This is a genomic window from Litoreibacter sp., assembly GCF_039974535.1.
In the GTDB taxonomy this organism is placed as follows: domain Bacteria; phylum Pseudomonadota; class Alphaproteobacteria; order Rhodobacterales; family Rhodobacteraceae; genus Litoreibacter.
The window spans coordinates 399,536-412,934 of the sequence record NZ_JBDWIU010000003.1; the positions used below are offsets into that span (position 1 = coordinate 399,536).

The 13,399-nt window shown below is 55.3% G+C and carries 9 protein-coding genes; all 9 read right to left on the minus strand.

The genetic code is table 11. The annotated features are described in order from the left end of the window. Positions 1–3: 3 nt before the first annotated feature. The 9 genes from ABJN86_RS03080 to ABJN86_RS03120 all read right to left on the minus strand — a co-directional run bounded on the left by ABJN86_RS03080 (position 4) and on the right by ABJN86_RS03120 (position 13,312). Positions 4–369 carry a hypothetical protein gene (locus tag ABJN86_RS03080; RefSeq protein ID WP_348364087.1) on the minus strand — a complete coding sequence of 122 codons (366 nt, stop codon included), beginning with the start codon at positions 367–369 and terminating at the stop codon, positions 4–6. Then, complete coding sequence (gene uvrA, locus ABJN86_RS03085; RefSeq protein WP_348364085.1) at positions 366–3,245, minus strand: excinuclease ABC subunit UvrA; 2,880 nt, start codon at positions 3,243–3,245, stop codon at positions 366–368. The genes ABJN86_RS03080 and uvrA overlap by 4 nt, the downstream gene beginning before the upstream one ends. A 92-nt stretch (positions 3,246–3,337) precedes the next feature. Then, a complete protein-coding gene (locus tag ABJN86_RS03090) occupies positions 3,338–4,447 on the minus strand; it encodes an MFS transporter (RefSeq protein WP_348364083.1) in 1,110 nt (369 codons plus the stop codon). Between the two features lie 156 nt (positions 4,448–4,603). Continuing rightward, positions 4,604–6,001 (minus strand): dihydrolipoyl dehydrogenase, encoded by a 1,398-nt coding sequence (gene lpdA, locus ABJN86_RS03095; protein ID WP_348364082.1) that lies wholly within the window; start codon positions 5,999–6,001, stop codon positions 4,604–4,606. A 112-nt stretch (positions 6,002–6,113) separates the two neighbouring features. After that, positions 6,114–6,809, minus strand: a complete 696-nt coding sequence (locus ABJN86_RS03100) for an SGNH/GDSL hydrolase family protein (protein ID WP_348364080.1) — start codon at positions 6,807–6,809, stop codon at positions 6,114–6,116. A gap of 13 nt (positions 6,810–6,822) precedes the next feature. Beyond that, on the minus strand, positions 6,823–7,398 hold the full coding sequence (locus ABJN86_RS03105) for a DUF924 family protein (protein ID WP_348364078.1): 576 nt from the start codon (positions 7,396–7,398) through the stop codon (positions 6,823–6,825). 87 nt (positions 7,399–7,485) lie between these two features. Next, on the minus strand, positions 7,486–8,781 hold the full coding sequence (locus tag ABJN86_RS03110; RefSeq protein WP_348364077.1) for an MFS transporter: 1,296 nt from the start codon (positions 8,779–8,781) through the stop codon (positions 7,486–7,488). Between the two features lie 108 nt (positions 8,782–8,889). Next, positions 8,890–9,927, minus strand: coding sequence for a tRNA preQ1(34) S-adenosylmethionine ribosyltransferase-isomerase QueA (gene queA / locus ABJN86_RS03115; RefSeq protein WP_348364076.1), 1,038 nt, complete (start codon positions 9,925–9,927; stop codon positions 8,890–8,892). A gap of 10 nt (positions 9,928–9,937) precedes the next feature. Continuing rightward, a complete protein-coding gene (locus ABJN86_RS03120) occupies positions 9,938–13,312 on the minus strand; it encodes a DUF3971 domain-containing protein (RefSeq protein ID WP_348364074.1) in 3,375 nt (1,124 codons plus the stop codon). Between the last annotated feature and the right edge of the window lie 87 nt (positions 13,313–13,399).

Genomic DNA, 13,399 nt, shown 5'->3' on the forward strand with positions numbered 1-13,399 from the left:
GGGTTAATCACGCCAAAACCTTAGGTAGTAAAACGCAAAGAACAACTCCGCGGCGACAGCAACTAACATGCCTATACCTGCAACGCCGCGGAGCAACTCAAACATCCCTAAGATCGCCAAACCGGACATCGCAACTGCCATAGACAGCGATACGGTTTGGCGCAGCTCATCACTTTCCGTGTCCACTGTCATGAACGTCAGCACCGATAGGCCAGCAAACAGCATTGCCGTCCGTCGCGCGATAAAGTCGGCTGTCTCGCTGGCCTCAACACCGAACAACCAATAGACAATTCCCGGCGCAAAAAGCAGTATTACACAAAGTAAGGCAGTGACGACGAAGGCCAGTTTGTTCAGAATCTCAAAACTCATTCCGCCGCCACTTTCTTCTTCCCGCCCTTAAGAGGCTTCTTCGCCTCCAACATCGGCTTCAGGTAGTGGCCCGTGTATGACCCCTCCACTTCCGCGACTTTCTCGGGTGTGCCAGTGGCCACAACCGTCCCACCACCGTCGCCGCCCTCTGGGCCGATATCAATAATGTGGTCGGCGGTTTTTACCACGTCTAGGTTGTGCTCAATCACCACGACCGTGTTGCCCTGATCCACCAATTCGTGCAGCACTTCGAGCAGCTTTTTGACGTCCTCAAAGTGCAGGCCAGTCGTCGGCTCGTCCAAGATATATAGCGTGCGACCAGTGGAGCGTTTCGCCAGCTCCTTAGACAGTTTCACCCGCTGCGCCTCCCCGCCCGACAGCGTCGTCGCCTGCTGGCCAACCTTGATGTAGCCCAAGCCCACGCGCATCAACGCGTCCATCTTCTCGCGGATGGAGGGCACCGCCTTGAAGAATTCCTGTGCGTCTTCCACGGTCATGTTCAGCACGTCCGCAATGGACTTGCCCTTGAACTTCACCTCTAGGGTTTCGCGGTTGTAGCGCGCCCCTTTGCAGGTTTCGCATTCCACATAGACGTCCGGCAGGAAGTGCATCTCGATCTTGATCACACCGTCGCCCTGACAGGCCTCGCAGCGCCCGCCTTTGACGTTAAAGCTAAAGCGTCCAGGTTTGTATCCGCGCGCTTTGGATTCCGGCATGCCCGCGAACCAATCGCGGATCGGGGTGAAGGCCCCCGTATAAGTCGCAGGGTTCGAGCGCGGCGTGCGCCCAATCGCCCGTTGGTCAATGTCGATCACCTTATCAAGGTGCTCTAACCCTTTGATCGTCTCACAAGGGGCCGGCGTCTGGCGCGCGCCGTTCAAGGTCATCGACGCGGTTTTAAACAGCGTCTCAATGGTCAACGTTGACTTGCCCCCGCCTGACACCCCCGTGACGCAGACGAATTTACCCAACGGGAAATCCACCGTGACATTTTGCAGATTGTTGCCCGAGGCCTTCACGACCGTCAGCTTCTTCTTGTTGCCTTTGCGCCGCTTCGGGTTCACCGCAATTTCACGCACGCCGGTCAGGTAATCACCGGTAATCGAGCCGCTCGCCGCCACTTCCGCAGGTGTGCCATGCGCTACGACTTCGCCGCCGTGCACGCCAGCCCCCGGTCCAATGTCGAAAACGTAATCCGCCTCGCGAATGGCTTCTTCGTCGTGTTCCACCACAATCACGGTGTTCCCCTGATCGCGCAGGTTCTTCAGCGTGGTCAAAAGCCGGTCATTGTCGCGTTGGTGCAGGCCAATCGACGGCTCATCCAACACATAGAGAACCCCCGTCAGGCCGGACCCGATCTGTGAGGCCAGCCGGATGCGCTGGCTTTCCCCGCCCGACAACGTCCCCGCATTGCGTGACAATGTAAGGTACTCCAAGCCGACGTTATTCAAGAATCCAAGACGCTCGCGGATTTCCTTCAAGATCGCTTGGGCAATCGCATTCTTCTGTTTCGTCAAGGCAGCAGGTACGGCTTCACACCAGTCAAACGCCTCCTTGATCGACATCTCAACCACCTGCCCCGCGTGCAGCCCGTCAATCTTCACTGCCAAGGCTTCAGGGCGAAGCCGAAAGCCATCGCATGCACCACATTTGCGGTTGTTCTGGTAGCGTTCAAACTCTTCGCGGATCCAGTTGCTATCTGTTTCGCGGTAGCGGCGTTCCATGTTGGGGATCACGCCCTCAAAGCTGCGCGTCACTTGGTACACGCGTCCGCCTTCGTCATAACGGAACGGGATCTCATCCTCGCCAGAGCCATATAGGAACACCTGCTTCACATGGGCGTCTAGGTCTTTCCACGGGGTGTTCTTATCGAACTCGTAATGCGCAGCAATGGCCTCGATGGTTTGTAGGAAGTACGGACTTTTACCTTTGCGCCAAGGAGCCAGCGCCCCGTCATAAAGCTTCAACGTTTGGTCAGGAACCACAAGGCGCTCGTCAAAGAACAGCTCGACCCCAAGCCCGTCGCAGTCCGGACAGGCCCCGAACGGCGCGTTGAACGAGAACAAGCGTGGCTCGATCTCAGGGATGGTGAAGCCCGACACTGGGCAGGCGAATTTTTCCGAGAAGGTGATGCGCTCCGGCTCGCCCTCTTTTGGCGCGGTCTCAAGGATCGCAATCCCGTCTGCCAAGTCAAGCGCAGTGCGCAAGCTGTCGGCCAATCGGGTCTCCAGTCCTTCGCGCACCACGATCCGGTCCACAACCACGTCGATGTCGTGGCGGTATTTCTTGTCCAAGGTCGGCGCGTTCTCCAGCTCGTAGAATTCGCCGTCGACCTTCACCCGTTGGAAGCCGGACTTGGCAAGCTCCTGAAATTCTTTGCGGTACTCACCCTTCCGGTCGCGGATGATCGGGGCCAGAAGGTAGCCGCGTGTCCCCTCCTCCATCGCCATGATCCGGTCAACCATGTCTTGAACCTGCTGCGCCTCGATCGGCTTGCCAGTCGCGGGGCTGTAGGGCGTGCCGACGCGGGCAAACAGCAAGCGCATGTAGTCGTAAATCTCGGTAACGGTGCCGACGGTGGAGCGCGGGTTCTTCGAGGTCGTCTTCTGCTCAATCGAAATCGCAGGCGACAGCCCAGAGATATGGTCAACGTCCGGTTTCTCCATCATGTCGAGGAATTGGCGCGCATAGGCGGAAAGGGATTCCACGTATCGACGCTGCCCCTCAGCATAGATCGTGTCAAACGCCAGCGACGACTTCCCCGACCCAGACAGCCCAGTGATAACCACCAGCTGATCACGCGGAATATCCACGTCGATGCCCTTGAGGTTATGCTCGCGCGCGCCGCGCACTTCGATGTTTTTCAACTCGGCCATTTAATCCATCCCAGATGCGTTACGTCACACATAAGCCGTCTGACGGTGAGGTACCAATCCGTTACCAGAACATTAAGCGAACATCTACGAATTTATTTTATCTTCGCTCGCAACAAAGTCGTCAGCAAGATCCCTAGCCCGAAAAACAACACCATAATGACAAGAGCACCGTTCAAACCGAAGTAATCAAACGTCAATACGAACACAGGCGTTCCCAGCGTTGTGCCCACATTTCCCAGTTGCGCAATGCCTCCAGTGGCCCGCGCTCGACCAATGGTGCTGTCGTTGAAATGGGATATCCCAGCGAATGATGCGGCGGGGATAAAGGACATCACGAAGAACAAGCCATAGAGCGGCCAAATCGCAGGGCTGGCAAGGAAGATCACCCCACTCATGAATATCGATGCAATGAACCCAAGTCCGACAAGCCGGTCGGGGGCGATCCGTTTGCCAACGAACCCCGCGATAAGTGTCCCGACAATACTGACGAGCGGCAGAGCCGTGATCGCCCAAACCGACAGATCCAAAGCGACCGGCAACACGGCCAGCAATGCCACATAGGTGATTGTGTACCAAACAAAGCCCGCCCCCGGGATCAACAGGCGCGGCGTTGAATAGATCGCGCGGTGCTCGGCCAGGTATGAAATCGGGGCTGGCTCCGTGGTGTCAGATTTTGGCAGCATCACATAAAGGATGGCCGCAACGACCAACATCCCTGACCCATGCCCTATGAACACCGCCGAAAGCCCACCAAGGGACAATAACCAAGGCAGCAGCATCGCAGTGATCGCAACGGATATGCCAAAGAATGCGGCCCAGATACCCATAACGACAGGGCGATCGGCATCAGATGAAATGCTTGCCATCAACGTCGGAGCAGCCACAACAATCGCGAGGTGGGATACACCTTCCAGTGCCCTAAGAACTGAAAAGATGTATATATTTGGCAAGGCCGCCTCAAGCAGCGAGATGATCCCGCCCATTAGCAATGCCCCGCTCAGCGCACGTGTGACCCCAATCTTTGCAACAACAGCCCCCGCCACCGCGCCTAAGACTATGCCCATCATCCCGACAATGGAGATCAAGACAGGCACGAAGGCACCGCCCTCCGGGTAGGTATCGCGCAGGATTGGCAGGGTCAGCGTGAGTTTTCCAAATTGGGCGGCAGCAAAAAGTCCGGCAACCAAAAGCGCAAAAATCATACCCCAATTTGTTCTTTGAAATGACATGCCGCATAGCTGCGCCTCAATGCACGCGAGGTCAATCCGCATTCACGCACAGAAAAGGCGCGCAGGTCTCCCCGCGCGCCCAATCAAGAATATAGCGCCGCGCAAGCGGCCCCTTTAGGTCAGACCAGCTTAGAAGTGGATCGCGCGGCCGTAGGCGTCCAGCACGGATTCGTGCATCATTTCGGACAAGGTCGGGTGCGGGAAGACCGTGTTCATCAAGTCTTCTTCCGTGGTCTCAAGTGCGCGGCCAACGACGTAGCCTTGGATCAGCTCGGTGACTTCCGCGCCAACCATGTGCGCGCCCAGCAATTCGCCAGTTTTTTCGTCGAAGATGGTCTTCACCATGCCCTCAGGCTCGCCCAAGGCAATCGCCTTACCGTTGCCAACGAACGGGAAGCGGCCAACTTTGATCTTGTAGCCCGCCTCTTTCGCCTTGGCCTCGGTAAACCCGACGGAGGCCACTTGTGGGTGGCAGTAAGTACAGCCAGCAATGCTTTCAGGGCGCACGGGATGCACATCCTTCTTGCCCGAAATCAGCTCGGCGACCATGACCCCCTCGTGGGAGGCTTTGTGGGCCAGCCAAGGTGCGCCCGCGATATCGCCAATCGCGAACAGACCCTCGACGCCGGTGCGGCAGTACTCGTCCACCACCACGTGAGTGCGGTCGATCTTCACTCCAAGCGCCTCTAGGCCAAGGCCCTCAACGTTGCCAACGATGCCAACGGCCGAGATCACCGTGTCAAACTCAGCCGTCTCAACTTTGCCGTTCGCCTCAATATGCGCCACGACCTTGCCTTTGCCACGATCCAGCTTCTTGACCATGGTTTTCTCCATGATCTTCATACCTTGCTTGACGAACTGCTTCTTGGCGAAGGCCGAAATTTCGGCGTCTTCAACAGGAAGCACACGGTCCATCACCTCTACCACGGTCGTGTCGCAGCCCAGTGTGTTGTAGAAGCTGGCGAACTCAATGCCGATGGCGCCGGAGCCGATGACCAGCAACTTCTTTGGCATGCGCGTCGGTGTCAGCGCGTGTTTGTATGTCCACACCAAATCACCGTCGGCCTCAAGGCCAGGCAATTCGCGGGCACGTGCGCCAGTTGCCAGAACGATGTTCTTCGCGGTCAGCTCCTCGGTGCCCTTGTCAGTTTTGACCGATACTTTGCCCTTCGCAGGGATCGTCGCCTCCCCCATGATCGTGGTGATCTTGTTCTTCTTCATCAGATGGCCAATGCCGCCAGATAGTTGCCCTGCGACCCCGCGAGAGCGCTTAACCACCGCATCAAGGTCGTACCCGATGTTGTCGGCTTTCAGGCCGAAGTCCTTCGCCCGTTCCATCAGGTGGAAGACTTCGGACGAACGCAGCATCGCTTTCGTTGGGATACAGCCCCAGTTGAGGCAAATGCCGCCCAAGTGCTCACGCTCGACAATGGCAACCTTCAGGCCCAGTTGCGCGCCACGGATAGCTGCAACGTAGCCCCCCGGCCCCGCGCCGATAACGATAAGATCGAAAGATTTAGCGGCCATGTGTTCTCACTCCCAAGGCAAATTCAAAGTAGTTTAACGCTAAACTACTTTCTTCAAAGGCGCAAAGCAACGTAAGATTATGCCCACGCCACTTGCACCTGACGCATAGCAGCTAGCGGCGGTTAGCTTCGAGTTTTTTCAGAGTATGCGCAAGCAGCACCCCGACCCTACGTGTCCCTTTTCGCGACAAGTGAATGCCATCAAGCGCAAAATGGCTGCGATTTGCAGGATCAATGGCAAACTTGGAGCGCACAATATCAACGCCGTCCAGCCTTGCGGCTAAGGCCCGCTGACGACGTGTCAGCTCCTTCACCACCCGCTCACATCGTGAAAACAGGTTCGGCCGTTGATTGCCTTGATAATAAGCCATCAACATCACGCGCGGACCATCCTTGCGAATGCGGTCAACAAGGTCGCCCAAAATGCCCCCGGTACCGTCCTTCTTAATCAGCCGGTCTAGGACGGCATCGCACCTGTTGCATCCACATTTGACGAATAAATCATTGGCGCCACCGTTTATAACAACCCAATTCCAATCACCTTTGGTGTATTGCGATGGTATGACGCTACGCGCGTTGCCCTCGGCACCAGATAGGTACAACTTGGCACCAGAGGCCGCACGATTTTCCACATTCCGTTTGGTTTCTTTTGCAAGAACATGAGGAATCGAGGCTCGCTTGGCACTTTGCCACTCAAGCATGCTGTCCCCAATTACCAATATGTCGTCATTGGGGGCGGCCAGCATTATCGTTGGAACGCACAAGGCCACGAATGCAGCGGTCACCCGACTGCGATAGTAATTTTTCACGTTTTATTGGTCCTTAACCAGTCGCTTTAACGGCCTCTACGGTCATCCCGTACCCGCCATCTTGGATGTAGGCATTTTCGGTCGGTGTCGTGCGGCGGTCAAGAGCATCATTGCGATATGGAAAACGTCCAAACTGCCGGATGACCTCGCGGTGCGCTCTGGCGTGCAGTAGATTGCTTTCGGATTCCTTCATTCGCGTCAGGATAAGCCGCACACAGCGCCCTTGATCCGATAGAATTTCAGAGTGCATCAATGGAAGGTAGATAAACTGCCGTGCGGCGCCGTCGATTTTGAGATCCCATTTCTTACTTATGACAGACTTGGCCACAGACAAAGCTAAACGATCGGACGCGAAAGCGGCCCGCGTACCCCTGAACATATTTCGTGAAAACTGATCTGTTAGAATGATGTAGGCCAGCGCGCCACTTGGGTCAGTTAGCCATTCCCTCAGGCCGCCTTGCATCGCTTGCTGCCAAAGTGGCTCGAACCGGTCGCGAATTTCGGCGTCAAGCGCCTCGCCACCGGTAAACCAACCTTTTGGTCCTTGCTCGTCCAGCCAAAAGCTAAGGACGTCCTTAGGTGTAGACATGGCAAACCCTCCTATGCCGTCGCCCCCAAGCGTTAACAAACCGTTACCCAACTTGGAGCGAACTGCAAGTATTTTTACAGCCCCTCGCTAACTAGAGGATTCATCTTCCTCACCTTCAGAAGACTCGGCAATTTCCTCCGCGGCCTCAACCCAAACCTCTTGGGCAACCTCGGCGATGAACGGCGTCGACCCTGGGCCAACGGCGGCATATGGCACTGCTTCATATTCCCCTTCATCGGCATAGGCAGATTGACGCCTTGTCATACGGAAGACCGCATATAGAGTTGTCGCTAGCATGGTTGCCATGATGATCAACCAAAAGCCTTGCGCCCCGAAATGTGTCATCAACCACCCTGTCAAAACAGGTCCAGCAATTGCCCCCAAACCGTTGATAAACAGCAACCCACCTGACGCGCCTGCCATATCATCTGCATCAAGATAGTCGTTCGTATACGCGATCAACAAAGCGTAAAGCGGATTGGTCATCCCCCCGATGACGAATGCACAGGCTAACAATACTGGGAAATTCATCCCAAACTGCCAAGCCACCAATGCCGCCAAAGTTGCTACCGCTGACACTCCGAGGATCAACATTCGCCGGTCAATCCGGTCTGACAACCACCCGATAGGGAACTGCAACACCATCGCACCAACAAATATCGACGATACGAAGACAGAAATTTGCGCGACGCTAAACCCAGCTTCTGTCCCATAAACGGCTGACATACCAAACTGAGCCGAAAAGACCCCGCCCAGCATCAGCATTCCGACCACCCCCAAGGGTGAGATCTTGTAAAGATCGCGGAAGCTCAGCTGCCGCGTGCTCCCGAATGCTGGCGTAGGCGTCACTGACAACAAAATCGGCGCAAATGAAATGGACACCAACACCGAAGGGATCACGAACAATATATATCCCGCTGGATCGGCGACATTGAGCAGCCCTTGCGCGGCGACAACCCCTGCCATTTGAACGATCATATATAGCGATAGCGCCTGGCCTCGGGTCTCGTTGGATGCGGCGTTATTCAACCAGCTTTCAGCCGTGACATACACGCCAGAAAGACAGAATCCGATCACGACTCGCAAGAACATCCAAGCGACCGGATTGGTCACCGCAGGATACAGGATCAACGCGGCGGAGATGAATGACGCAAGTGCCGCGAAGACCCGCACATGGCCGACACGTTGAATGAAATTGGGGGCCATCCGCGACCCGCCAAGAAAGCCCAAGAAATAGCCGGAGGTTATCAAAGAAAGCTCGAAGGTGGTGAACCCTTCAATCCCGCCGCGCACCCCGATCAATGACCCCTGAAGGCCATTCCCAACCATCAGCAGCGCCATCCCCAGCAGCAAAGCCCAAGACGATTTAAGAACCTCAAACATCCAACGAATCCGATCTCAATTCTAAGATTGTAATAGAATCGAGTTAAGCCATCATGAGGCGCGATTGATCGCCTACAACGACCACGAGTGGTCTAACCGCGTCAAAAACTACGGAAGCAGCAGCGAGGAATCTCCGTAGGAAAAGAAGCGGTATTCGTTCTCGATTGCATGCTCGTAAATCTCGCGAACCCGTTGCTGTCCCATCAGTGCTGATACCAACATCATCAACGTCGATTTTGGCAGGTGGAAATTCGTCATCAGCGCATCTGCAATGTTGAAATGAAATCCGGGGTAGATGAAAATCTCCGTCTCCCCCTGCCAAGGCGCGATTTTGCCAGCAACCGCAGCAGCGCTTTCGATAAGCCGCAGCGCAGTGGTTCCGACAGGAATTACTCTGCGCCCCTGCGCCTTTGCCGCATTAATCTGCTCTGCCGCCTGCCCCGAGACCTGTCCCCACTCCGCATGCATTTTATGTGTCTTCACGTCGTCGACCTTCACCGGCAAAAACGTCCCCGCCCCAACGTGCAAGGTAACATGGGCGAATTCCACCCCCAGCACCGTCAGCCGCTCCAAAAGCTCGGTATCAAAGTGCAAAGAGGCCGTGGGAGCAGCCACAGCACCCGTGGTTTTGGCAAATACCGTTTGATAATCCGTCTTGTCTTGCGCATCGGCGGCACGTTTGGCCGCGATATATGGCGGCAACGGCATCTGCCCAGCCAGCGCCAAGGCCTCATCAAATGCATCACCGCTGTGGTTGAACGCCAACACGGCCTGCCCATCGGCGCGGGATAGCACTTCCGCCTCAAGTCCAGCCGCGAATGTGATCACCTCTCCGTCCCGCACCTTGCGCAACGGCTTGATCAACGCGCGCCATTGACCGTCAGGGGTTGGCGACAATAGCGTCACTTCCATTTTGGAGACATTGCCGTCTCGTTCACGATGACCAAACAACCGCGCTGGAATAACCTTCGTATCGTTCAGGACCAGAACGTCGCCAGCTCGAAGGTAATTCACCAGATCGGTGACACCCTTGTCGTCGATTTTGTCGGGGGTGGCGACCAACAACCGCGAAGCGCTACGCGGCACAGCGGGACGCGTCGCAATCAACTGCTCGGGCAGATCAAAGTCAAAATCACTTAGTTTCATGTGTTTAGGCTCAGTTCTTCAACTTTGGTGGCGGTTGCCGGAAAATTTCGCGGAAAACTCCGGGTGTAAGCACGGATAGCGGGTTCACCCCGACACGCGGCCCATCTGAGGAGCCTTTAAGCGTGTAGTTGAAGCCAAACAAGCCCTCACCTTTGCGCGGCGAAAACAGGGCTCCGAACAAACCGTTCACGGCATAGATCGGCGAGACCACACCGCGCATGTCCATTCGCCGCGTGTTGGTGTCAAAGACACCGTCCATTGTAATCCCCATCGAGGGGCCAACCGCAGAGGATCTGCTCAGCGTCACCCCACTTGGAGCCAGAAGAAATCTCGCTTCCGTTTTGGTGAATAATATTCCGTCGCCGGTAAGCTGCTCTAACAAGCCGATCACGCTCAAGGCTGACAACAGATCAGCCAAAGCTGGCGCTTTCTTCACCCGTGCATTCGTGATTTCGAGTGCCCCGTCAAACTGGCCGGGTTTTCCGTTCGGTTGCAGGGTCAAAGACATATCCCCGCCATTTACGTTCTCTAATATCCCTGAGGCCGAAATTACTCTCCCGCCGTTGTCAGATAAAATGCGAACCGCTGGCCCTTTGTTGGTTGGGATTACCGTGCCTGTGATCGGCGCCTTACCGTTCAAATTGGCCTTAAAGGTCCCATCCATTCCCTTCTCATTTCGAAAGCTCCCTCGAAATTGATCCATGGCAATGGTGTCCGTTACAACCAAGCGATCCAGTTCAAATTCCAGCGGTGGGCCACCTGCGCTGCTGCCACCAGTCGTCACCCCAAACTTGCGAATATCAATCGTGCCGCCTTTGATGGACACCTGAGGTTGACGGTTGCCTCCACGGCCAATGACCTCAACGCGTGAATTCAGTTTTCCAGCAATCCGAAGAGGCGTGAAGATAGCCTTGTCCAACCCGCCGCCATTTGGCTTCAATGTCACCGAGCCTGTCGCCTCCAAGCCGCTGGCATTAACCGTGACGTTGTTAACCCTAGGTGTGTCCCCCATGGTGAGATCTAGCGATAGAGATCCACTGGAACCTCTGGGCTTCGACCATCCTAGCGCAGAGATATTCAACCCAACCCCGCGCAAGTTCGAAGTTAATTTCGCTTCCGGAGCAGCTCCTTGAACAAGACTAATTTCTATATTTCCCTGCCCTTTGCCTGTGACCGACCCGTCTGGAAGCCCCACATTGAAGACATCCAACATCTTCGGTGAAAGCTCTATCGTGCCTTCAACTTTGCTGTTTTTTCCCGTTCCAGCTCCAATGTTCCGCGACCATTGAACATCCATGGGAATGCCATCGATCGTCCCTTTACCGCCAATGGAAAGCGATCCATCTCCGGCTAAAACCTCCATAAGATCGGATCGAATTTTACGCCCTTTAACCAATGTGTCTGACACCACTTTGCGAACCTCGGCTGATACGACATAGCCGACATCCTCAATCTCGACCTTTGATCTCAAAGGTACAGTCAATCGGGTGCTGATCTTGGCCGTTCCTGTCGCAATATCAGTTGAAAGCCCCGATTTTGACAAGAATTCGAACGGCTTTTGGTCCAACAGATATAGCGCGGTGGACGCGGGGCCGGTAATCGCCAGATCAAAAATTCCGACGGCAGGTTTACTAGTCATGTCGGGAATTTGCATAACCGATCCGCCAGCTTCCATCGGTGCATCATCCCCTGCGATCACCTGCCCGCTTTGAAGGCTAAGGTTAAAGGCATTCCCAGAAATTGAGGCGTACCCCATAGCGTTCTGCACAGGCGGCAAGGTCTTCAGAAATTTCACAGAAGCGTCCATGAAATCAAAACTAACCGCAGCCGAAATAGGTTTGTCCGGCAGAGCGCGGATAGCAGCGCGTGCACGCCGAACCTGCCCGCCTTGAATGTTGTCGGTCAGCCATTTTCTCGTTTTTGCCACCGCATTTTCCGGCCATAAGGCCATCAACCGGATGTGGTCGATCTCGTCAATCCCTGCATCCAGCGACACGGCCCAGCCCTCGGGCAAAACATCCACAGCACCGCTGGCAACCAACTCAGCGCCATCATTGCGCAAAACCAATTGCCCGATATCAAGCGCCAACTCTTTCGGCTGATAACGCAAATCCAAAGACCCATTGGCAAAGCTCACCGGGGCTTCAAAAAACCCTTCAGGTGCAAGGCGCACGTCCGTAAAGCGAAACTGACCCAGTAGGGTTTCAGGAATGCCCGCGACAAAATTGGAAAGGTCAGCATGCCCTGTCGCGTTTAGGCGCATTTGCGGGGAATCCAGCAAGATTTGGTCGAACACCAGACGACCCGTCGCCGCTTGGTATCTAAGATAGCTTTTGGCCGAGTTGAACGGAACCGGCTTGGCCTGCTCCGTTGGCCGCAACACGCCCTTGTCCAGATTGAGCGTCCCTGCGAGACTTGCAACCTGTCCATTCTCGTCAATCTCAGCTGTCAGTGCTCCCGATGCGGGGGCGTCCAATACGTTAAGGAAGTTCAAAGCGGAGACTTGCTCTGCCAGATCGCGGGCACGCAAATCGGTAAATTTACCGACCAAGCGAGCCCCTTCCGAACCTTTCGCTTTGTCTGCTGAGAAGAACAATTGTGCAGGCGTCCCGCTAGGTTGATCCAAATTGAATGACACATTCAACGCGATCACGTTTTCCTCGTTAGTGAGCTTCAGCAGCCCCTTCTCAACTACGGTCACATCATTGGTTCGCTCGTCCGTTAAGCGAATAGTCAGATCGTGGGCGCTCGCTTCTTCCAGCTCTTGCATCCAAGGTTCCGCAAACCAAACGTCAATCTGCTTCAACACTTCCGCCATGGAGCCTGTTTTGACTTTCCCGTCCCCCATCTGTGCCCCAAAGGCCAAGGCGATCTGTCCGTTCTCGTCGCGGGTTAGCTCAAGGCTGGCGCCGTCCAGTTCAATCGTTTCCAATTTGACCCGACCAAAGAACAGCTCCGACGTGTCCAACTTGCTTGTGAGCATAGGCAGCTCTAGCATTGGCACATTGTTCCTATTGAAAAGCTCAAGGCCCTCGACATTCACCGTTGGTCTAAAGGCCTCGTCGCGAAGGCCGAAGGATATGGACTCCAACTCAATCCGTTCGTCCTTGAGGTCCGCGTTTACTCTTGTCTCAACGCGGTCAACGGCCCATTTCGGAAGCGCCACGCTACGCCCCATCAACGTTAACAACGCAATGGCAATTACGAACAAGAAGATAGTTAGAAGGCCCTTCAAAACGAAGAAAGATCGCGCGAAAGGCTTCCGTTTACGAGGTGCGGGTTGAACATGGCGGTGCGCATGTTGCGGCGCGAGCTTATCCACGCCGCCCGAGTTCTCCTCGGGGGGAAGTTCGTCTTCCTCAATTTGCGTGGCGTCGTCTGCCATGCCACCTCGTTGTTGCTTCGCGTCCGGCAAGCGGTTGCGTTTGTGCCTTTAACTTTACATACAGCGCCTTACCCTTGGCGACACATC

Bases quoted from the DNA above. Each gene is read 5' to 3' on its own strand.
- ABJN86_RS03080 (WP_348364087.1), bottom strand. From the start codon at position 369: ATGAGTTTTGAGATTCTGAACAAACTGGCCTTCGTCGTCACTGCCTTA.
- uvrA (WP_348364085.1), bottom strand. From the start codon at position 3,245: ATGGCCGAGTTGAAAAACATCGAAGTGCGCGGCGCGCGCGAGCATAAC.
- ABJN86_RS03090 (WP_348364083.1), bottom strand. From the start codon at position 4,447: ATGATTTTTGCGCTTTTGGTTGCCGGACTTTTTGCTGCCGCCCAATTT.
- lpdA (WP_348364082.1), bottom strand. From the start codon at position 6,001: ATGGCCGCTAAATCTTTCGATCTTATCGTTATCGGCGCGGGGCCGGGG.
- ABJN86_RS03105 (WP_348364078.1), bottom strand. From the start codon at position 7,398: ATGTCTACACCTAAGGACGTCCTTAGCTTTTGGCTGGACGAGCAAGGA.
- ABJN86_RS03110 (WP_348364077.1), bottom strand. From the start codon at position 8,781: ATGTTTGAGGTTCTTAAATCGTCTTGGGCTTTGCTGCTGGGGATGGCG.
- queA (WP_348364076.1), bottom strand. From the start codon at position 9,927: ATGAAACTAAGTGATTTTGACTTTGATCTGCCCGAGCAGTTGATTGCG.
- ABJN86_RS03120 (WP_348364074.1), bottom strand. From the start codon at position 13,312: ATGGCAGACGACGCCACGCAAATTGAGGAAGACGAACTTCCCCCCGAG.